Here is a 21,849-nt window from a genome sequence, read left to right on the forward strand (position 1 = left end):
TATGGCAAGACATTCTTTCTTCTGCGTCGATGGACATACATGCGGCAACCCGGTGCGTTTGGTTGCCGGTGGTGGGCCAAACCTTGTCGGCTCCAACATGATGGAAAAACGCGCGCATTTTCTGCGCGAGTATGACTGGATTCGTACGGGTCTCATGTTTGAACCGCGCGGCCATGACATGATGTCTGGCTCTATCCTTTATCCACCGACACGCGATGACTGCGATGTGGCAGTTCTGTTCATCGAAACATCTGGCTGTCTGCCGATGTGCGGTCATGGCACCATCGGCACCGTCACCATGGCGATAGAGCAGGGGCTTATAACGCCAAAAGTTCCGGGTAAGATCAACCTCGATACGCCGGCTGGCCTGGTGGCAATCGAATATGAGCAGAACGGCCAATATGTCGACCGCGTGCGACTGACCAATGTCCCGGCCTTCCTTTATGCCGAAGCAATGGAAGTGGAATGCCCTGATTTAGGCACGCTCAAGGTTGACGTTGCTTATGGTGGAAATTTCTATGCAATTGTCGAGCCGCAAGAAAATTACACCGACATGCAAGATTATTCCGCGCTGCAATTGATTGCGTGGAGCCCGGTGCTACGAGAGCGCCTGAATCAGAAATATAAATTTCAGCACCCTGAGCTGGCTGACATCAATCGTCTCACGCATATTCTGTGGACCGGAAAGCCTACACAGCCTGAAGCGCATGCGCGCAATGCGGTGTTCTACGGTGATAAGGCAATTGATCGCTCGCCTTGTGGAACAGGCACTTCCGCCCGTATGGCGCAGCTTTCTGCCAAGGGAAAGCTCAAACCGGGCGACGATTTTGTGCATGAATCGATTATTGGATCACTGTTTCATGGACGCGTAGAACGGGCCGTTGAGGTGGGTGGCGGAGCCGGAATCATTCCTTCAATTGCCGGTTGGGCACGCATGACAGGCTACAATACCATCTTCATTGATGATCGTGATCCGTTCGCACACGGATTTACTGTTGCTTAAAAATGGTACGGCAGGCAAAAATAGGGATCTGATCCCTATTTTTTGTCTGTGACGCTTCGGGAAAAGTATGGAATAAAACGCCCTAACTAGGAGAAAAGAACATATACAGGGCGCATTATAGGGGACATAACTAGTTTGTGGAGGAATGAAGTCATTAGCCTTTTGTCTGAGACAAAAGGGGCTTGCAATCCTTAATACAGCCGTTAGGTGTAATTATCCGGGAAAAAAATGAAGGCGCACGAAATAATGATGCGTCAATAAAATCCCGGCAGAGTTAAATGGGTGGCTTCTCGATGGAATATTTCTTCCAGCAGGTGATCAACGGGCTCGCGCTCGGATCGATTTACGGCCTGATCGCCATCGGCTACACGATGGTCTACGGCATTATCGGCATGATCAACTTTGCACATGGCGATGTCTTTATGCTCGGCGCCTTTATGGCGCTGATTGTTTTTCTGATCATCACAACGTTCATTGGCGCATTACCAATCGCGCTCATGCTGATGTTGATGATGGTTGTTGCAATGCTTCTCACGGGGCTTTGGAGCTGGACGATTGAGCGTGCCGCTTATCGGCCATTGCGCGGATCGTTCCGCCTTGCACCGTTGATTACGGCCATCGGTATGTCGATTGCTTTGTCCAATTTCGTCCAGGTGACGCAGGGACCACGCAACAAGCCGGTGCCACAGCTGCTGAACGGTTCGTATAGTATCTTCGGAACTGACGTAACCATTTCGCTCAAGCAGATCGTGGTCATCGTGGTGACGGCAGTCTTGCTGACGATTTTCTGGTATATCGTCAATCGTACCTCGCTTGGTCGTGCACAGCGTGCCTGCGAGCAGGACCGCAAGATGGCCGCTCTTCTTGGCATCAATGTCGATCGCGTGATTTCGCTGACCTTTGTGATGGGTGCGATGCTGGCCGCTGTTGCGGGTACGCTTTATCTCTCCTTCTACGGCGTGATTTCCTTTGCTGATGGGTTTATTCCCGGCGTTAAGGCGTTCACGGCTGCCGTGTTGGGTGGGATTGGCTCTCTTCCGGGTGCTGTTGTCGGCGGTTTGCTCATCGGTCTTATCGAGGCCCTTTGGTCGGCATATTTCTCGATCGATTATAAAGATGTTGCTGCATTCTCGATCCTTGCCATCGTGCTGATCTTCATGCCGTCCGGCATTCTTGGTCGTCCTGAAGTCGAAAAGGTGTAATCATGGCCGTACAATCAGGTTCACGCCCGGATTCCCTTTTTGGCCGGGCACTTCGTGAAGGGTTCCTTGCCGGCCTTTTGGCGCTGGGACTTTTCTGCCTCATTATTGGTTTCAAAACTGAACAGAACATCAGCAACGAGCTGGTTCTGGTTCAGCGCTGGGGCTCACTTGCAATTTTTGTAGCATTGGCAGCGGTCGGACGATTTGTCTTTATAGCTTTTGTGCAGCCATGGACAGAGGCGCGAAAGCTAGAAAAAAGCAGCCGCGCTGTTGGTGCTGTTGAAAATCAGTCGTTTTTCAAAGCGCATTTTTCCAAGATCGGTGTGGCATTTCTTTTTGTCTATCCAATTCTGATCGTGGCACTTGTCGGTTGGCAGGGCTCGCTGAAATGGGTCGATAATTTTGGTGTGCAGATTCTCATCTACGTGATGTTGGCCTGGGGTCTTAATATTGTTGTCGGCCTCGCTGGCCTTCTCGATCTGGGCTATGTAGCGTTCTACGCCGTTGGTGCTTATTCCTATGCTATTCTATCGGCCTATTTTGGCTGGTCGTTCTGGGTTTTGCTGCCGATTGCCGGTCTTCTGGCTGCCACGTGGGGCATCATTCTAGGCTTCCCGGTTTTGCGTTTGCGCGGCGATTATCTTGCCATCGTGACGTTGGCCTTTGGTGAAATTATCAGGCTTGTGCTGATAAACTGGACCGAGCTGACCAAGGGTACATTCGGTATTTCCGGTATTGCAAAAGCAACCTTCTTCGGGCTTCAGTTCAATGCCAGCAAGGACGGCTTCGCCGCTTATTACGGCCTGACCTTCTCGGCTGCGCATTACAAGTTCTTCCTTTATTACGTCATTCTCGTTCTGGCTCTGATCACGGCGCTTGTAACCATCCGTCTGCGTCGCATGCCGGTCGGTCGTGCCTGGGAAGCGCTGAGAGAAGATGAAATCGCGTGCCGCTCACTCGGTATCAATACCACAACCACCAAGCTCACCGCTTTTGCGACCGGTGCTATGTTCGGTGGGTTTGCGGGTTCTTTCTTCGCTGCACGTCAGGGCTTCGTCAGCCCGGAATCCTTCGTGTTCCTTGAATCCGCAGTCATTCTGGCAATCGTCGTTTTGGGTGGCATGGGATCGCTTGTTGGGATCGCGATTGCGGCAATCGTGATGATTGGCGGCACTGAAATCCTCCGTGAGATGAGTTTCCTGAAAGTCATCTTTGGTCCAAACTTTACACCTGAGCTCTATCGCATGCTGATCTTCGGTCTTGCCATGGTGGTAGTTATGGTCTGGAAGCCGCGCGGATTTGTCGGAAGTCGAGAACCAAGTGCATTCCTCAATCAGAAGAAGATGGTGTCAGGTGCCTTTACTAAAGAAGGGCATGGTTGATGGCGGAGACAAAAATTATGGCTGGCAATGGTTCGAAAGACACCATTCTTACAGTTGAGCATCTGTCGATGCGCTTTGGCGGTCTCGTCGCGATCAACGATCTGAGCTTCGAGGTAAAGCGCGGTGACATCACGGCGATCATCGGGCCAAATGGTGCCGGGAAAACCACAGTATTCAATTGCATCACCGGCTTCTATAAGCCGACAGGTGGCATGCTGACGATGAATAGGACCACGGGGGAGAAGTTTCTTCTCGAACGTCTGCCCGATTTCAAGATCACGCAGGATGCCCGGGTTGCGCGTACCTTCCAGAATATCCGGTTGTTCTCCGGTTTGACGGTTTTAGAAAACCTGCTGGTTGCGCAGCACAATACATTGATGCGCTCGTCGGGCTATACGATTTTGGGCCTGCTTGGCTTCCCGACATATCGGAAGGCGGCCAAGGATGCGATCGAAAAGGCGCGATATTGGCTGGAAAAGATCAATCTGATTGATCGTGCTGATGATCCGGCTGGCGATCTGCCTTACGGTGATCAGCGCCGTCTGGAAATCGCACGTGCCATGTGCACCGAACCGGAAATTCTTTGCCTTGATGAACCGGCCGCAGGTCTCAATCCGCGTGAATCGGCCGAGCTGAACAAGCTGCTGCTCGATATTCGCAAGGAAACAGGCACGTCAATTCTGCTGATTGAACACGACATGTCTGTGGTTATGGAAATTTCCGACCACGTTATCGTGCTCGAATATGGCACCAAGATTTCTGACGGTTCGCCGGAAGAGGTCAGGAATGACCCACGCGTTATCGCTGCCTATCTCGGCGTCGATGATGAGGAAATCGCTGAACTGGTGGAAGTGGCCGACAAGCCGGGTGCAGGCGATCCTGCCGACTTTATTGCCGCTCAGCTTGCTGAAGAGGCAATTGAGGAAGAAAAGGCAGAGGAAGCCGTTCGCTTTGCTGGCGGCTTGGCCGCGGCTCGGGATGGTGCGCCAGACAATCTGACGCTCATCAAGGGTATCGGTGAAGTCAACGAGAGGAAACTCAACGAGCACGGCATCTATCATTTTGATCAGATCGCCGTCTGGACTGAAGCCGACATCGTGCAGGCCGAAACCTATCTGGAATTCGACGGTCGCATTGCCCGTGAAGACTGGGTTGGACAGGCCGGGCAGCTTGCCGCAGGTCAGGCAACTGAGTTTTCAGCACGTGTTGAAGCGGGTGATGTTCCAACGAGCCATAAGACCACTCCCAAAAAGGCAGCCCGAGCGCCGAAAGGTTCTAAAGCTCCGGTTAAGCCTAAGAAGGGAAGCGAATGATGACGGCTGAAACCATGCAGACAAAACAACCGCTTCTGGCCGTAGAAAAGGTCGAAACCTATTACGGCAATATTCGTGCCCTTAAAGGTATTGATCTGACCGTCAATGAAGGTGAAATCGTAGCGCTTATCGGTGCAAACGGTGCTGGTAAGTCCACGCTCATGATGACGATCTTCGGTTCGCCGCGTGCGCGTACAGGCCGTATTCTTTTCGGAGGCAAGGACATTACGTCCATGCCTCCGCACGAGATTGCCAAGCTCCGTATTGCTCAGTCACCGGAAGGTCGCCGCATCTTCCCGCGAATGACGGTTCTCGAAAACCTTCAGATGGGCGCAAGTCTCGATAATCAGCAATATTTTGAAGAAGATGTTGCGTTGATGTTCGATCTGTTTCCACGCCTGAAAGAGCGTATTGCGCAGCGCGGTGGCACGCTTTCGGGCGGTGAACAGCAGATGCTGGCAATTGCCCGAGCACTGATGGCGCGTCCAAAGCTTCTGCTTCTTGACGAACCATCGCTGGGGCTGGCACCTTTGATCGTCAAGCAGATTTTTGAAGCGATCAAGGAGCTTAATCGCACGCAAGGGCTAACGGTTTTCCTCGTTGAGCAGAATGCATTTGGTGCGTTGAAGCTTGCAGATCGCGGTTATGTCATGGTCAATGGATCAATCACAATGAGCGGTGCAGGCCGCGAACTGCTGGCTGACCCGGAAGTGCGCGCTGCCTATCTCGAAGGCGGAAGGCATTAAGGAGGAAAACATGCAGGGAATTCTCTACGAAGAACCGTCATTCTGGCTGTTTTTCCTCATCACTTGCCTTCTCGGTGGTTGGGCCGCCTGGATGACAGGACGCGCCTGCGCGCAGACATGGCGGACCTATCCGCAACTTCTGCTGTATCTCATCCCATTGGGTGCGGCGGTGCGGTTCATTCACTATGCACTGTTCGGCGGTACGCTGCTTTCGCTGCACTATTATCTTGTTGATGTCATTGTCCTCATGATCATCGGCACGATAGGGTTCCGTTTTACCCGCACCAAGCAGATGGTTCGGCAATATAGCTGGCTCTATCAGAAGGCTTCGCCTCTCAGCTGGAAAGCAAAGTAAGAATTGAAGCTTCGCCGCTCTGCGGCGAAGCTTTTTTAAAAGATCACGTTGGGTAATACAGCTTCAACGTAGATATTGCTGATAAAACAGCAAGATAATAAGCGATGCAAAAAAACATCGTTCGGGGTAACTATAATCGGGAGTTCAAGTAAATGAAGAAGTCGCTTTTTTCAGGCGTTGCTCTTGCAGCGGTGATGGCTTTCAGTGGCTCGGCCTGGGCCGATGTGCTTTTGGGCATTGGCGCACCATTGACCGGTCCTAACGCTGTTTACGGCGCTCAAATTCAAAAGGGTGCAGAAGCAGCGATCAAGGAAATCAACGATGCCGGTGGCATCAATGGCGAACAGATCACGATCACGCTTGGTGATGACGTGTCGGATCCGAAGCAAGGCATTTCTGTTGCAAACAAGTTTGCTGCTGATGGCGTAAAATACGTGATCGGCCACTTTAACTCTGGCGTTTCGATTCCGGCCTCCGAAGTCTACGCGGAAAACGGCATTCTCGAAATTTCGCCCGCCGCGACCAACCCGGTCTACACTGAACGTGACCTTTGGAACACATTCCGTACCTGTGGCCGTGACGATCAGCAGGGCATTGTTGCCGGGCAGTACATCTTCGACAATTTCAAGGATGGCAAGATTGCTGTGATCCACGACAAGACCCCTTATGGTCAGGGCCTTGCCGATGAAACCAAGAAGAAACTGAACGAACTGGGCATTCAGGAAACCGTCTATGAAGGCGTGAATGTTGGTGAGAAGGATTTTTCGGCCCTTATTGCCAAACTCAAGCAGCAGGGTGTCGATGTTCTTTACTGGGGCGGTTTGCACGCTGAAGCCGGTCTCATCATTCGTCAGCTCGCCGATCAGGGTCTGAAGGTGCAGTTCATTTCCGGTGACGGTATCGTTTCGAATGAATTGGCTTCGATTGCAGGTGACGCAGTTGCCGGAACGCTCAATACGTTTGGACCAGATCCACGTAACAATCCGGCCAATGCTGAACTCGTTAAGAAGTTCCGCGATTCGGGTTTTGAACCAGAAGCATACACCCTTTATTCCTATGCGGCTGTTCAGTCGCTTGCTGGTGCAGCGAAGGCCGCTGGCAGCAATGACCCTCAGGAAATTGCAAAAGCACTCAAGGAAAAAGGCCCATTCCCTACTGTGCTGGGCGATCTGTCCTATGACGAAAAGGGAGATCCGAAACTCCCAGGTTACGTAATGTATAAGTGGGAAAAGGGTGCTGACGGGAAATATACTTACGTCCAGCAGTAACGTTATCGAAGTATTATTTCGTTATATCATTGAATGCCCGGCCATGTGCCGGGCATTTTTATTTTTGAAATTCTAAACGGATTAAGTCATGCGTAAAAAGAATGGATTTTAGTTTAAAAATAGCTGGACAATTAAAAAATAAGATAATCTAACTAGTTTAACGACTTTGGCTGGCGTTTATCGCGGCATATAATTCGTTCCCCGAGGAGGGGTGAATTCGTTAGGGAGTGGTTGAATTGAAAAAGTCCTTATTCTGTGGCGTATGCCTTTCTGCTTTGGTTGCGATGGGGGGGAGCTCTTTTGCCGATGTGCTTCTGGGCGTTGGCGCACCATTAACTGGTGGTCAGGCAGCTTACGGCGAACAGATCAAGCGTGGTGTTGAAGCGGCTGTCGCGGAAGCCAATGCCAAGGGCGGCATGAATGGTGAGCAAATCACCATCGTTTATGGTGATGATGCTGCCGATCCACGCCAGGGTATCTCGGTAGCCAACAAGTTCGTCGGTGACGGCGTACAGTTTGTGATCGGGCATTTCAATTCCGGTGTCAGTATCCCAACATCAGAGATTTATGCTGAAAACGGCGTGCTGATGATTGCGCCGGGCACTACAAATCCGACTTTCACCGAGCGTGATTTGTGGAACACTTTCCGCACCTGCCGTCGTGATGACCAGCAGGGCATCGTTGCTGGCAAATACATCGCCGACAATTATAAGGACGGCAAGGTTGCTATCCTGCATGACAAGACTCCTTACGGCCAGGGTCTTGCCGATGAAACCAAGAAGTCGCTCAATGCCAACGGCAAAGAAGAGACGCTCTATGAAGGCGTTAATCAGGGCGACAAGGATTTCTCGGCGCTCATTTCCAAGATGAAGGCTGCCGGCATTACTGCCGTCTATTGGGGCGGTATGCATCCGGAAGCAGCGCTTATCATCCGTCAGATGGCCGATCAGGGGCTTAAGGCACAATTCATCTCGGGTGACGGCATCGTTTCCAACGAGCTTGCTTCGATTGCAGGCGATGCGGTTGCAGGTGTTCTGAACACCTTCGGCCCGGATCCGCGCGATGATGCAGCCAATGCCGATTTGATCAAGGCGTTCCGCGACAAGGGTTTTGAGCCGGAAGCCTATACCTTCTACGCCTATGCAGGTGTGCAGTCGCTGGTTGATGCAGCCAATGCAGCCGGAAACAATGATCCTCAGGAAGTTGCTGCCGCGTTGAAAGGCAAAGGTCCTTTCAAGACCGTGCTTGGCGAAGTTTCTTATGACGCTAAGGGTGATCCAAGTCTTTCGCCTTATGTCATGTTCGAATGGCGCAAGGGCGATGATGGCAAATATAACTATTTTCAGAAGAAGTAATGCGGTTTGAGGCAGACTCACTTTGCTGAAGCGCTCTTGAACAATGTTCAGTTGGCTGAATATGCAATTTAGTCAGTAATATTGCGCAAGATGCCTTATATATTAGCATAATGTGCTTTAATTTTCAGCAAAATGCCCGGCTTTTAGTCGGGCATTTTGTTTTTGTATCGCAGTTGCACAGTTTGTTTGCGCTTGCTTACATTGCAGGCTAATCAAAGCCATATTGATCATTGCAGTGTGGGAGTTCTGCCTTGTCCATCCGTAAAATTCTGGTCGCCAACCGTTCCGAAATCGCTATCCGCGTGTTCCGTGCAGCCAATGAGCTTGGCATAAAAACGGTGGCCATATGGGCAGAGGAAGATAAACTCTCACTGCATCGCTTTAAAGCAGATGAGAGCTATCAGGTCGGTCGTGGGCCGCATCTTGCGCGTGATCTCGGACCAATTGAAAGCTATCTGTCGATTGATGAAGTCATCCGCGTTGCCAAGCTTTCCGGTGCCGATGCCATTCACCCGGGCTATGGACTGCTGTCTGAAAGCCCCGAATTTGCCGATGCTTGCGCTGAGAACGGCATCATCTTCATTGGTCCAAAGCCTGAAACCATGCGCCGTCTCGGTAACAAGGTTGCCGCGCGTAATCTAGCGATTGAGATTGGTGTTCCAGTTGTGCCGGCAACCGATCCGTTGCCCGACGATATTGAAGAAGTAAAAAAGCTTGCAGCCAAAATCGGTTATCCGCTGATGCTGAAAGCCTCATGGGGTGGCGGCGGTCGCGGTATGCGCGCCATTCGTGCCGAAGAAGATCTTGATCGCGAAGTGACGGAAGCCAAGCGCGAAGCCAAGGCCGCTTTCGGCAAGGATGAAGTCTATCTCGAAAAGCTTGTCGAGCGTGCGCGTCACGTGGAAGTGCAGATCCTGGGCGACACGCATGGCAATGCGGTGCATCTTTATGAGCGTGATTGTTCGATCCAGCGTCGCAATCAAAAAGTCGTTGAGCGCGCCCCTGCACCTTACCTTACTGATGCACAGCGACAGGAATTGGCGGCATATGGCCTGAAGATTGCCCATGCCACAAATTATATCGGTGCAGGTACGGTTGAATTCCTCATGGATGCCGATACCGGCGCATTCTACTTCATCGAAGTGAACCCGCGCATTCAGGTCGAGCACACGGTCACGGAAGAAGTGACGGGCATCGATATCGTCAAGGCGCAGATTCATATTCTGGAAGGTTATGCCATTGGTACGCCTGAATCGGGCGTGCCGGAACAGAAGGATATTCGCCTCAACGGTCATGCGTTGCAGTGCCGCATCACCACCGAAGATCCTGAACAGAATTTCGTTCCCGATTATGGACGCATTCAGGCCTATCGCTCGGCATCAGGTTTTGGAATCCGTCTTGATGGCGGCACGGCCTATTCGGGCGCGGTCATCACTCGCTATTATGATCCGCTGTTGGTGAAGGTCACGGCGTCGGGTTCGACTCCGATTGAAGCCATCCGCCGTATGGATCGTGCTTTGCGCGAGTTCCGTATTCGTGGTGTTGCAACGAACCTCACCTTCGTTGAAGCGATCATCAATCACCCGAAATTTCAGTCGAATGATTATACGACGCGCTTTATCGACACGACGCCTGAACTTTTCACACATATGAGGCGTCAGGACCGTGCCACAAAGCTTCTGACCTATGTGGCTGATGTTACCGTCAATGGTCATCCGGAAACCAAGGGCCGAGCTGAACCATCTCGGGATGCGGCAAAGCCGATTGTGCCGTGGTTTGGGGATCGTCCGGTGGTCGATGGCACCAAGCAGTTGCTCGACAAGCTCGGGCCGAAAAAATTTGCCGAATGGATGCGCAATGAAAAACGTGTCCTGATGACTGATACGACCATGCGTGATGGTCATCAGTCGCTGTTGGCAACGCGTGTCCGTACCTATGACATTGCGCGCGTGGCAAATGCCTATGCGCAGGCGCTGCCGAACCTGTTCTCGCTTGAATGCTGGGGTGGGGCGACCTTTGACGTGTCGATGCGCTTCCTGACGGAAGATCCATGGGAGCGTCTGGCATTGGTGCGTGAAGGTGCGCCGAACATCCTGCTGCAAATGCTGTTGCGTGGCGCCAACGGCGTTGGCTACAAGTCCTACCCGGACAATGTGGTGAAGTATTTCGTGCGTGAAGCAGCGCGCGGTGGCATGGACCTGTTCCGCGTGTTCGACAGCCTCAACTGGGTCGAGAATATGCGCGTATCGATGGATGCAGTTCTGGAAGAGAACAAGCTCTGCGAAGCAGCGATCTGCTACACGGGCGATATTCTCAATCCGGAGCGCGCCAAATACGACCTTAAATATTATGTCGATCTTGCCAAACAGGTTGAAAAGGCTGGCGCGCATATTATCGCTCTCAAGGATATGGCGGGTCTATTGAAGCCTGCGGCAGCGCGCGTGCTATTCAAGGCGCTACGCGAAGAAACCGATCTGCCGATCCACTTCCACACCCATGATACGTCGGGCATTTCGGCAGCAACGGTGCTTGCAGCAGTTGAAGCCGGTGTCGATGCGGTTGATGCGGCCATGGATGCCTTCTCCGGCAATACATCGCAGCCATGTCTGGGCTCGATTGTCGAAGCGCTACATGGTTCGGAACGCGATCCGGGCCTTGATACGGAAACGATCCGCCGCATTTCTTTCTATTGGGAAGCCGTGCGCAATCAGTACGCGGCCTTTGAAAGCGACCTCAAGGGACCGGCTTCGGAAGTTTACTTGCACGAAATGCCGGGCGGCCAGTTCACCAACCTGAAAGAACAGGCGCGTTCGCTGGGTCTTGAAACCCGCTGGCATGAAGTGGCGCAGGCCTATGCCGATGTAAACCGCATGTTTGGCGATATCGTCAAGGTCACGCCGTCCTCCAAGGTCGTGGGCGACATGGCGCTGATGATGGTGTCTCAGGACCTGACCGTTGCCGATGTCGAAAACCCGGATAAGGACATTGCCTTCCCGGATTCGGTCGTGTCGATGATGCGTGGTGACCTCGGTCAGCCGCCATCGGGCTGGCCTGTATCGTTGCAGAAGAAGGTGCTGAAAGACGAAAAGCCTTTCACGGTGCGTCCGGGCTCTCTGCTCCCAGCGGCTGACCTTGCTGCCGAACGAAAGTCGATTGAGGAAACGCTTGGCCGTGAAATAACGGATCAGGAATTTGCTTCCTATCTGATGTATCCGAAAGTCTTCACCGATTATGCGGCGGCGCAGGAAAACTACGGCCCGACCAGCGTGCTGCCAACGCCGGTTTATTTCTATGGCTTGAAGCCGGAAGAAGAAGTCTTTGTTGATCTCGAACGCGGTAAGACGCTTGTGATCGTCAATCAGGCGATGTCTGAAACTGATGAAAAAGGCATGGTCACTGTGTTCTTCGAACTCAATGGCCAACCGCGCCGCGTCAAGGTGCCAAACCGTGCCAAGGGGGCGTCCGGTGGTGTGAAGCGCAAGGCGGAACTGGGCAATGACAAGCATGTCGGTGCGCCAATGCCGGGTGTTGTGTCTACGGTTGCTGTCTCGCAGGGCCAGAGTGTGAAGGCGGGCGATGTGTTGCTTTCGATTGAAGCCATGAAGATGGAAACGGCTCTGCGCGCAGAACGCGATGGCTCGATTGCCGAAGTGCTTGTGCGCCCCGGCGAACAGATCGATGCGAAGGATTTGCTTGTCGTTTACAACGACTGATCCAGCATTCACATCATAGAATGATTGACGCCGTGCCCTGCAAAGGGTGCGGCGTTTTCTTTTGCTTGCGTGGATAGCAAAATCTGATATGCACGTTTTTACCGATTTATGCATGTTTATGCATGTTAACAGGATGGCGTTATGACAGAGCTATTACTGGACGAAAGACAGGCGCGCATTCGAGCATTGCTTGAGAAGTCTGGTCGCGTATTGGCGAGTGAGCTTGCCGGGTCATTCGGGGTTTCGGAAGACACGATCCGCCGTGACCTCCGTGAGATGGCCGCGGCAGGTCTTTGCAAGCGCGTCTATGGCGGTGCTTTGAAGGCGGCACCATCTTACGCGCCGCTCGCAGAGCGCGATACGGAAAGACCGGAGGTCAAGACCGCTCTTGCAGTCACGCTGGCTGCTCTGATCGAGCCAAACATGACGGTGTTTCTGGATTCCTCCTCAACCAATCTGGCGCTTGCGCGTCTTCTGGCTGATCGAGGTGATGTAATTACAGTTGTTACCAACACGCCCTCCATTGCTGCTATTGTTCTGCAGTCAGACAAGATCGACGTTGTGATGATCGGCGGTCCTATTGATCGCCGCGTCAGTGCGGCGGTTGGTGCGCGCGCTTTGCGGGATGCGGAACTGGTGCGGCCTGATCTTTGTATGCTCGGTGTCTGCGGCTTTTCTGCAGAAACGGGTATCACGGCGCTTTATCTCGAAGATGCGGAATTCAAGCGGGTTATTGCCGGGCGAAGTCGCAAGGTGGTTCTGGCAATCACCAGTGACAAGCTTGGCACAGTTGCTGCACATGATGTCATACCCATCGAGGCGGTGAATGTTATGGCTGTTGAACAGGATGCAAATGAAGACGTGCTTGCGCCTTACCGGGTATCGGGCATGACGATTATACGCGCCGGAGAAGGGCGTGAATGAGGAAATGATGGAACAGACGGTCAGACGAGACGATGGGCTGAATGATCGTGCGCCAATCGTAACCAGAGAGCGTATTGCGGTGGCGTTGCTCTTTCTGATGAATGGTTATGTTTTTGGCGGTTGGGCACCGAAAATTCCCGAATTTGCGGGGCGTCTCGGGCTTGATACCAGTGGCATGGGATTGATGATCCTCGTCTTCGGCCTAGGCTCTCTATCGATGATGCCGGTGGCCGGAGCATTGTCTGCGCATCGTGGTTCAGGAGCAGTGGTCAAGCTGTTTGCAATCGGCCTTATTCCCGCTTTGCTCATCATAGCCCTTGTGCCCAATATCGTCACAGCGGTGATTGTCATGTTCTATTTTGGCGGCATGATCGGCGCGATGGATGTCGCAATGAATGCCAATGCGGTTGGTGTCGAAAAGCACATGCGCCGAGCCATCATGTCTTCCTGTCATGCGTTCTGGAGCCTTGGCGGACTGATTGGCGCTGCAACCGGCGGTTTTCTGATTGCGCATGTCGGCTCAACCATTCATGCGCTGATAACAATGGTTGTGGCAGCGGGATTACTGATTTTCGCTTGGCCTTCAATCATTGCCGATAAATTCCACCATCCAAGTGGCGAGAAGCAGAAGCTGGTGCTGCCACGCAATGCGCTGCCATGGCTGGTCGGTATTATTGCTTTGTTTTCGATGATCCCGGAGGGCGCAATACTGGATTGGGGTGCATATTATCTGCGCGATGAAATGGGGGCGTCAGTGACAGTCGCGGGTTTTGGCTTCGCAGCTTTCTCCATGACCATGGCGATCATGCGTTTTGCAGGCGACATAGTCCGCGACCGTTTCGGCGCGATCAACACGCTGCGCTTCTGCACGTCGATTGCCATTATCGGCATGGTGATTGTCGGCCTGTCGAGCCATCCTTACGCAGTGATTTTTGGTTTTGCCATCTGCGGTATCGGCATTTCCAACATGGTGCCAATAGCCTTCTCGATTGGCGGCAATCTGCCGGGTATCAATCCAAGTGTTGGCCTGGCGATTGCCACCACCATGGGCTATTCCGGTATGTTGGTTGCGCCTTCGCTGATTGGTTTTGTTGCCAAGCATAGCGGTTTCAGCGTTGTGTTCCTGTCATTGCCCGTGTTGTTGTTAGTGGTGCTCGCATTCTCAAGGCTGGCAAAATATGCGGACAGTTCACACTAAAGCATTTCCAGGAAAAGTGCGTAGCGGTTTTGCGTAGGATAATGCGTGGAAAAAAATACATTGAGCGATAATCTCTCGATGTTCATTCAGCAGTCCAGCCGCCCTCGATCGGCAGGGCGGCACCATTGATCTGCGCTGCGGCGTCCGTTGTAAGGAAGGCCGCAAGCGCACCGATCTGAGCAGTGGTCACGAACTCCTTCGTCGGCTGTTTATCGAGCATCACTTCGCGGATGACTGTTTCCCGATCCATGTTATGAGCTTTCATCTGATCGGGTATCTGCGCTTCGACAAGCGGGGTCAGCACATAGCCGGGACAGATGGCATTGGCCGTGATCCTGGCAAGAGCAAGTTCAAGGGCCAGCGTTTTTGTGAAGCCGACAATGCCGTGCTTGGCGGCCACATAGGCCGACTTGAATGGCGAGGCAACTAGTCCATGCGCTGATGCTATATTGATGATCCGGCCCCAGCCAGCTCTTTTCATATGAGGAATTGCGGCCGCTGACGTGTGGAACGCCGAGGTCAGGTTGATCGCAATGATCCGGTCCCATTGCTCGGTTGGAAACTCTTCGACCGGTGCGACATGCTGGATACCGGCATTGTTGACGAGAATGTCGGCACTGCCAGTGGCTTTTACGCTCTTTTCAATCAGCGCCCGGCAGTCGTCAGCTTTGGACATATCGGCGCTGACATAGATCACGCTTACGCCATGTTCCGCGGCGATTGTTCTTGCTAAATCGTGGTCTTCGCTGCGGTCCGTGAAGGAGTTGATCACAACATTGTGCCCGGATCCCGCAAGTGCGCGGGCAATGCCAAGCCCAATGCCTGAATTGGACCCGGTGATAATTGCGGTTTTGCGGGCATTCGCATTCGGCATTTTCATCTCCTCCTCTGGAATCATCCCATAATGAGGAGGCGACAAGGCGTCGGCAAGTGATTATATAACAACAAAACGATGCGGGCAGGCGTTGACAATTGCGCCTTGCTACGCCACCTGAAACCAGGCCCGTACGAATAGCAGTTTTCGATGCATGAAATATGGTTTCCATCGGCAATTGCAGTAGGACAAAAGAACAGAGCAAAATGTCTTCCGAGACCGTCAGCTATTTTTCGCATCCATTTCCCCGTCGCCAATCCGTTGGCGTGAGCGTTGGCGGAGTTATCGTTGGCGGCAGCGAACCTGTTGTTGTCCAATCGATGACCAATACCGATACGGCGGATATCGATGGCACCGTATCGCAGGTTGCGGCTTTGCATCGCGCAGGTTCCGAGATTGTGCGCATCACGGTGGATCGCGATGAATCTGCTGCTGCTGTTCCTAAAATCCGTGAGCGTCTTGAACGCCTCGGCATGAATGTGCCGCTGGTCGGAGACTTCCATTATATCGGCCATAAGCTTCTTGCGGATCATCCGGCTTGTGCGGAAGCGCTCGCAAAATATCGCATCAATCCGGGTAATGTCGGCTTCAAGGACAAGAAAGACAAGCAGTTCGCTGATATCGTCGAAATGGCGATCCGTTATGACAAGCCTGTCCGTATTGGCGTTAACTGGGGTTCGCTTGATCAGGAATTGCTGACCACACTGATGGATCGCAATCAGGCTGAGGGGGCGCCCTTGAGCGCGCAGGAAGTCATGCGCGAAGCCATTGTTCAGTCGGCGCTGATTTCGGCAAATCTTGCAGAAGAGATCGGGTTAAGCCGGGACAAGATCATCCTGTCGGCCAAGGTCAGTCAAGTGCAGGATCTGATCGCCGTTTACACGATGCTTGCACAGCGCTCTGATCATGCGCTGCATCTGGGCCTCACCGAAGCGGGCATGGGCACCAAGGGTGTTGTCGCTTCTTCGGCGGCCATGGGTATCCTGCTTCAGCAGGGCATTGGCGATACGATCCGTATCTCGCTGACGCCGGAGCCGGGCGGCGACCGCACACGTGAAGTGCAGGTGGCGCAGGAACTGTTGCAGACCATGGGGTTCCGTCAGTTCATTCCTATTGTTGCCGCGTGTCCGGGCTGTGGACGTACGACCTCAACCGTGTTTCAGGAACTGGCGCAGAATATTCAGGACGATATTCGTCGTTCTATGCCTGTCTGGCGCGAGAAATATCCGGGTGTGGAAGCCCTTTCGGTCGCAGTCATGGGCTGCATCGTCAATGGTCCGGGCGAATCGAAACATGCCGATATTGGCATTTCGCTTCCCGGCACGGGCGAAACGCCGTCTGCACCGGTCTTTGTCGATGGCAAGAAGGTTACGACGCTGCGCGGACCTGAGATTGCCGCTGATTTCCAGAAGATGGTTGCCGAATATATCGAAAACCGTTTCGGGCTTGATCGGAAGATCGCGTCTTAATTAGCTCTGTCGCTCTGCGATGAAGCGGGCGGCCTGTTTGAGAATCACTGCATCGTCACCAAATGGCTCAAGCAGGCTTTCGGCCTGAGCGACCAGACCGGAGAGCTGCTTGCGCGTCCATTCAATGCCATGAAGTGACACGAGCGTGGCTTTGCCTGCGGCGGCATCCTTGCCGGTTGCCTTGCCCATGACCGCAGCATCAGCCGTGACATCGAGAAGGTCATCGGCAAGCTGGAAGGCCAGGCCGATGGCCGAACCGAATTCCGCCATGCGTTCCCGGTCTTCTCGCGATGCGCCTGCAATGATCGCACCCGCTTCACAGGCAAAACGAATCAGCGCGCCGGTCTTCATGGCTTGCAGCGTGATAATCCCTGCTTCGTCGGGCTTATTATCTTCCGCCATCAGATCAAGCGCCTGACCGCCAGCCATACCGCCAACACCGGACGCACGCGCCAAAGCCGAGACCAGTTCGATGCGGATGTTGGCGGGAAGATCAGTTTCGTCTGAGGCCACGATGTCAAAAGCATAGGTCAACAGGCTGTCGCCCGCGAGAATCGCTGCGGCCTCATCAAAAGCCTTGTGCACGGTCGGCTGACCACGTCGCATATCGTCATCGTCCATCGCCGGCAGATCGTCATGGACGAGTGAATAACAATGAATGCATTCCAGCGCGGATGCTACGCGCAGAACCGCATCGCCATGCTGGCCGAAAAGGGCTGCACTTTCGATGACAAGGAAGGGACGCAGTCTTTTGCCGCCATTGAGCACGCCATGGCGCATGGCAGCGAGCAGTCGCTCGGGGCGAGCCACTTCGCCCGCGCGCAAACGAAGATCCAGAAGCCCGACCAGCATTGTCTCGACTTCGAGTGCGCGCAGGTTCAGGGATTGAGCAAAATCGACAGACACGTTTTTCATGTTCAAAGGGGATGGACGAAACCGCTGATTTGGTCAACTGGCCACATTGATCAGCACAGGCTTTTTCATCAAGCGGTCATCAAACAGCGTATTTTGAGCCTAAAATCGCTCAATTTGGATCGAATTCCACCGCGTGATTATGGAATCAGTTTCATTATTGTTAAGGAATGGTTTATGTCGCTTGAAGGGAATTAACGGGCGGTGGAATTGGCAAAGATCATTCTTAAGAGCAAAGATGGGCGCAATTACTTGGCTGATCCCGTTTGGGGTGGCAGAATTGCTCTCATGCTCAAGTTTTTGATCGTTCTTGCCGTCTTACCGCTTTTTTTGATCCTCGTTTATTCGATACCCTTTGTGCGCCCGATTTCGACATTGATGGTCAAAGACTATGTTCTTTTGCGCGATGTGGACCGGCAATGGGTCAGCATTGAGGATGTCGCTCCTGTTCTTGTGAATTCGGTTATGATGGCCGAGGATGGGCAATTTTGCAGCCATGGTGGCGTGGACTGGCACCAGCTTAGTCTTGTGCTCGACAACTCTGGAGAAGGCGGCCCCAGTCGTGGCGCCTCGACCATCACCATGCAGACTGTGAAGAACCTGTTCCTGTGGAACGGTCGATCCTATATCCGCAAGGGGCTTGAGTTTCCGCTGGCACTCGTCGCAGATGCGGTGCTTTCAAAACGGCGGATTATGGAGATTTATCTCAACATTGCTGAATGGGGGCCCGGCATTTATGGAATCGAGGCGGCGGCCCAGCATTACTTCAATCGGCCTGCATCACGTTTAACGGCCCAGCAAGCCGCATTGCTCGCGGTGACGCTTCCTAATCCCGCCCTTCGTAATCCGGCAAAGCCCACACGCAACATGCAGCGTATCTCGAGGATTGTTGCCGGGCGCGCTTCAAGAGCTGGTCCTTATGTAACTTGCGTGCAATAAACACCCAGTCTGGAAAAAAGATAAGAGTCCGACTGGTCAAATGCTGCGAGAGCGTGTATAGGCACCTGACTTTCCGGAATTTTGTCCGATGTGACAGGCTCCTCGGGGCCGTGCCGGACGTTTATTGATCGATCAGTGGAGCTGGATCCATGGCAGTACCAAAACGCAAAACGTCTCCGTCGAAGCGCGGCATGCGCCGTTCGGCAGACGCTCTCAAGGCCCCGACTTACGTCGAGGACAAGAACTCGGGCGAACTTCGTCGTCCGCATCATATCGATCTTAAGAGCGGTATGTATCGCGGCCGTCAGGTCCTCGAAGCTAAGGAATAGTCTTAGGCTGCATTGCAGCTGAGAGATGAATTTCAAAAAAGCCGTTTCCGGTATCCGGAAGCGGCTTTTTACAATCCGCTATCGTGTTTGTTTTTTGTTATTTTAATAGCTACTTGAAATCCAACGATAAAATTATTTTATCGTGTGGTAAAAAAACACAATTTAGCCTCAATTTAATCATGACATGAATTAGTAAATTTAATTTAAAAGTATAATTCAAATTAATGGGTGTTGAAATGGATAAGTATTTCAAGGCTTCGATAATTCATGCCAATTTATCGTTAAATTATACAATATCTTGCTTTTATATAATTGATAATACAAGTTTTAATGAAACAATAAAGTTTGATATGTCTGATACGCCGTATAGTGTTGGCTCTCTTTTTAATGCGGATCCCGATGCAATGCTAAATTGTACATAATAATTATCATGATTTATATACTCAGGAATGAGTATTTACATTCATTCCTGAGTAAAAATATCTAGCCAGCGTCAGCAACAAAGCCATTTGCTTCAATGCCTGCAATAGCGGCCAGTTCATCATTATCCGAAGTGTCACCGGAAATGCCGACGGCGCCGATTATTTCATTGCTGGAATTTCGGATGAGTACGCCGCCCGGCACAGCAACAATTTTTCCGCCAGAAACATTAGACAGGCCTTCAAGAAAATGAGGGCGTTCTTTTGCCTGATTATTGAGCCAGCGAGAACCTGCACCAACAGCCAAAGCACCGAAAGCTTTACCCGACGCAATTTCAAAACGCAGAATCGATGTGCCATCTTGCTTCTGAAATGCTTTGAGATGCCCGCCTGCATCAAAAACGGATACTGCGAGCGGCTTCAGTTTGAGTTCTGAAGCTTTTTCAAGGGCGGTTGTAATAATGGAATTGGCTTTTTCCAGTGTCAGCGCCGACATGCGGTTCTCCTCGATTTTAATGAGCTTAACTTAGAGAGTGTTGCCTGTATTGTACGGGTAAAACTGCACATGCAATGATGAAACTGATTATCAATTTGAGCAAAAGTAACGCTAGTGAAAGTCGTTGCACAAAACTTGCAATCAGATTGGTTTTGGTCTTTCTCTGTCGGTGATTTTTCAAGGAGGAACGAATGACTGCATCGCAAAGCCAGAAAGCCATCATTATTGCCAGCGCAGCCCGAACAGCTGTGGGCGCGTTCAATGGCGCTTTCGCAAATGTGGCTGCGCATGAACTGGGCGCAACTGCAATCAAGGCAGCTCTTGAGCGCGCAGGCGTGGATGCTGCTGATGTGGATGAAGTCATTCTCGGTCAGGTGCTGACGGCAGGCGAGGGGCAGAACCCGGCTCGACAGGCTGCAATGGCCGCAGGATGCCCCAAGGAAACCACTGCCTTCTCGATCAATCAGCTGTGCGGGTCGGGTCTGCGTGCTGTGGCACTGGGTATGCAGCAGATTCTATCGGGCGACGCGAAGATCATTGTGGCTGGGGGGCAGGAATCGATGTCCATGGCGCCGCATTGTGCGCATTTGCGTTCTGGCGTGAAGATGGGTGACTTCAAGATGATCGATACGATGCTCAAGGATGGTCTGACGGATGCCTTCAATGGCTACCATATGGGAATCACAGCGGAGAACATTGCCAAGCAATGGCAGCTCAGCCGCGACGAGCAGGATCAGTTCGCACTGGCATCGCAAAACAAGGCCGAAGTGGCACAGACTGCAGGTCGTTTCGAGGACGAGATTGTTCCGGTCACCGTGAAGAGCCGCAAAGGCGAGACGATTGTATCTGCGGATGAATATATCCGTGTCGGCGCAACAATCGAGGCGCTGACCAAGCTCAAGCCTGCCTTTGACAAGGAAGGCACTGTTACGGCTGGCAATGCATCCGGTATTAATGACGGTGCGGCGGCTGTTGTGCTGATGGATGCGGATGAAGCCGCAAAACGCGATGTCAAGCCGCTTGCGCGGATCGTTTCCTGGGCAACGGCGGGTGTCGATCCATCGATCATGGGCACTGGACCAATTCCGGCAACCCGCAAAGCACTTGAAAAGGCAGGCTGGACGGTCGCCGATCTGGAACTGGTGGAAGCAAATGAAGCCTTTGCAGCGCAATCCTGTGCTGTGGTTCGCGATCTTGGCCTCAATCCAGAGATAGTGAATGTTAATGGCGGTGCAATCGCGATTGGTCATCCGATCGGTGCGTCAGGTGCGCGTGTGTTGACGACGCTGCTTTACGAAATGAAGCGTCGTGGAGCGAAACGCGGACTGGCTACCCTTTGCATCGGTGGCGGTATGGGCGTCGCCATGTGCGTTGAGCGGTCTTAAGAAGCTTAAAAGTTAACGGCCAGCATCAATACAAGTGCTTATAGAGCGGCGAAATTTGCTGCTCTATGCCTTTGCGACCTTCGGAGCCACTATATCTTGTGAGAACAAAGCGGGAAAATATACGGATCAGCGATTCGTCTCCGATTCGTTCCGGCTTTGACCTGAAGGTTAATAATAATCGGCTCTGATGTGAGAGGCGCTTTAATTAACCGTAAGGAAATATTGATATTTTATGAACAAGTGATCGGTCGTTCCCGCGGGTAAAATTGCTTTCATCATAAAAGTTAACGCGGCCGCCGGTTAGTTCTCATTTCGAGGAAGATATTAATTGAACTGATTCATCATATGGTGGGAATCGAGTGCTTGCCCACTATATATTGCCGTGAACAAAAGGCGAAGGAGCTTCTGTGAGCGATTCGTCGCCGATTCGTTCCAGAGTCGTTCTATTTATTAAAAGGCACGTTTGTTAACATGCAGGCGGATGTAAGCTCACCTTCAATTCTGCGTTTTAAAATGGATGGTCATTTGAAAGCCGTTTTGTTCTTTTCAGGGTGCGCACAAGAAAAG

Annotated in this window: 18 protein-coding genes; 15 read left to right on the forward strand and 3 right to left on the reverse strand. The window is 52.3% G+C overall.

Annotated elements, in window-relative coordinates; translation table 11 throughout:
- Position 1 precedes the first annotated feature (1 nt).
- From H5024_RS03070 to H5024_RS03120, 11 genes are all read left to right on the forward strand, one after another.
- Positions 2 to 1,003, forward strand: a complete 1,002-nt coding sequence (locus H5024_RS03070) for a 4-hydroxyproline epimerase (RefSeq protein WP_187543971.1) — start codon at positions 2 to 4, stop codon at positions 1,001 to 1,003.
- A gap of 293 nt (positions 1,004 to 1,296) precedes the next feature.
- Positions 1,297 to 2,205, forward strand: a complete 909-nt coding sequence (locus tag H5024_RS03075; protein ID WP_187546558.1) for a branched-chain amino acid ABC transporter permease LivH — start codon at positions 1,297 to 1,299, stop codon at positions 2,203 to 2,205.
- Between the two features lie 2 nt (positions 2,206 to 2,207).
- Positions 2,208 to 3,587, forward strand: a complete 1,380-nt coding sequence (livM, locus tag H5024_RS03080; RefSeq protein WP_187543972.1) for a high-affinity branched-chain amino acid ABC transporter permease LivM — start codon at positions 2,208 to 2,210, stop codon at positions 3,585 to 3,587.
- A gap of 17 nt (positions 3,588 to 3,604) precedes the next feature.
- Positions 3,605 to 4,900 carry an ATP-binding cassette domain-containing protein gene (locus tag H5024_RS03085; protein WP_187546562.1) on the forward strand — a complete coding sequence of 432 codons (1,296 nt, stop codon included), beginning with the start codon at positions 3,605 to 3,607 and terminating at the stop codon, positions 4,898 to 4,900.
- Positions 4,900 to 5,646 carry an ABC transporter ATP-binding protein gene (locus H5024_RS03090; RefSeq protein WP_187546560.1) on the forward strand — a complete coding sequence of 249 codons (747 nt, stop codon included), beginning with the start codon at positions 4,900 to 4,902 and terminating at the stop codon, positions 5,644 to 5,646. Before H5024_RS03085 ends, H5024_RS03090 begins: the two co-directional genes overlap by 1 nt.
- A gap of 10 nt (positions 5,647 to 5,656) precedes the next feature.
- Complete coding sequence (locus tag H5024_RS03095; protein WP_187543973.1) at positions 5,657 to 6,001, forward strand: DUF6867 family protein; 345 nt, start codon at positions 5,657 to 5,659, stop codon at positions 5,999 to 6,001.
- Positions 6,002 to 6,153: 152 nt separating this feature from the next.
- Positions 6,154 to 7,269, forward strand: a complete 1,116-nt coding sequence (locus H5024_RS03100; protein ID WP_187543974.1) for a branched-chain amino acid ABC transporter substrate-binding protein — start codon at positions 6,154 to 6,156, stop codon at positions 7,267 to 7,269.
- Positions 7,270 to 7,505: 236 nt separating this feature from the next.
- Positions 7,506 to 8,624 (forward strand): branched-chain amino acid ABC transporter substrate-binding protein, encoded by a 1,119-nt coding sequence (locus H5024_RS03105; protein WP_187543975.1) that lies wholly within the window; start codon positions 7,506 to 7,508, stop codon positions 8,622 to 8,624.
- Between the two features lie 251 nt (positions 8,625 to 8,875).
- Entirely contained in the window at positions 8,876 to 12,337 is a 3,462-nt protein-coding gene (gene pyc, locus H5024_RS03110; protein WP_187543976.1) for a pyruvate carboxylase, read from the forward strand.
- Positions 12,338 to 12,478: 141 nt separating this feature from the next.
- The gene (locus H5024_RS03115; protein ID WP_187543977.1) at positions 12,479 to 13,261 is read left to right on the forward strand and encodes a DeoR/GlpR family DNA-binding transcription regulator; all 783 of its coding nucleotides are present in this window, start codon (positions 12,479 to 12,481) and stop codon (positions 13,259 to 13,261) included.
- 97 nt (positions 13,262 to 13,358) lie between these two features.
- Positions 13,359 to 14,459, forward strand: coding sequence for an MFS transporter (locus tag H5024_RS03120; RefSeq protein WP_247875242.1), 1,101 nt, complete (start codon positions 13,359 to 13,361; stop codon positions 14,457 to 14,459).
- A gap of 82 nt (positions 14,460 to 14,541) precedes the next feature.
- Here the strand turns inward: H5024_RS03120 and H5024_RS03125 are convergent, their stop codons facing one another.
- Positions 14,542 to 15,333 carry a 3-hydroxybutyrate dehydrogenase gene (locus H5024_RS03125; RefSeq protein WP_187543978.1) on the reverse strand — a complete coding sequence of 264 codons (792 nt, stop codon included), beginning with the start codon at positions 15,331 to 15,333 and terminating at the stop codon, positions 14,542 to 14,544.
- Between the two features lie 206 nt (positions 15,334 to 15,539).
- On the opposite strand from H5024_RS03125, the gene ispG reads away from it, so the two are divergent.
- Positions 15,540 to 16,802, forward strand: coding sequence for a flavodoxin-dependent (E)-4-hydroxy-3-methylbut-2-enyl-diphosphate synthase (gene ispG / locus H5024_RS03130; RefSeq protein WP_187543979.1), 1,263 nt, complete (start codon positions 15,540 to 15,542; stop codon positions 16,800 to 16,802).
- Here ispG and H5024_RS03135 read toward each other — a convergent pair whose 3' ends face one another.
- Complete coding sequence (locus H5024_RS03135; RefSeq protein ID WP_187543980.1) at positions 16,803 to 17,717, reverse strand: polyprenyl synthetase family protein; 915 nt, start codon at positions 17,715 to 17,717, stop codon at positions 16,803 to 16,805.
- A gap of 207 nt (positions 17,718 to 17,924) precedes the next feature.
- Between H5024_RS03135 and mtgA the strand changes: the two genes are divergently transcribed.
- On the forward strand, positions 17,925 to 18,653 hold the full coding sequence (gene mtgA, locus H5024_RS03140) for a monofunctional biosynthetic peptidoglycan transglycosylase (RefSeq protein WP_187543981.1): 729 nt from the start codon (positions 17,925 to 17,927) through the stop codon (positions 18,651 to 18,653).
- Between the two features lie 149 nt (positions 18,654 to 18,802).
- Positions 18,803 to 18,982, forward strand: coding sequence for a 50S ribosomal protein L32 (gene rpmF / locus H5024_RS03145; protein ID WP_006467787.1), 180 nt, complete (start codon positions 18,803 to 18,805; stop codon positions 18,980 to 18,982).
- A gap of 483 nt (positions 18,983 to 19,465) precedes the next feature.
- Here the strand turns inward: rpmF and H5024_RS03150 are convergent, their stop codons facing one another.
- Positions 19,466 to 19,897, reverse strand: coding sequence for a heme-binding protein (locus tag H5024_RS03150; RefSeq protein WP_187543982.1), 432 nt, complete (start codon positions 19,895 to 19,897; stop codon positions 19,466 to 19,468).
- A 191-nt stretch (positions 19,898 to 20,088) separates the two neighbouring features.
- Between H5024_RS03150 and H5024_RS03155 the strand changes: the two genes are divergently transcribed.
- Entirely contained in the window at positions 20,089 to 21,282 is a 1,194-nt protein-coding gene (locus H5024_RS03155) for an acetyl-CoA C-acetyltransferase (RefSeq protein ID WP_187543983.1), read from the forward strand.
- Positions 21,283 to 21,849 lie beyond the last annotated feature (567 nt).

The sequence above is a fragment of the Ochrobactrum sp. Marseille-Q0166 genome (assembly GCF_014397025.1).
Lineage (GTDB): Bacteria > Pseudomonadota > Alphaproteobacteria > Rhizobiales > Rhizobiaceae > Brucella.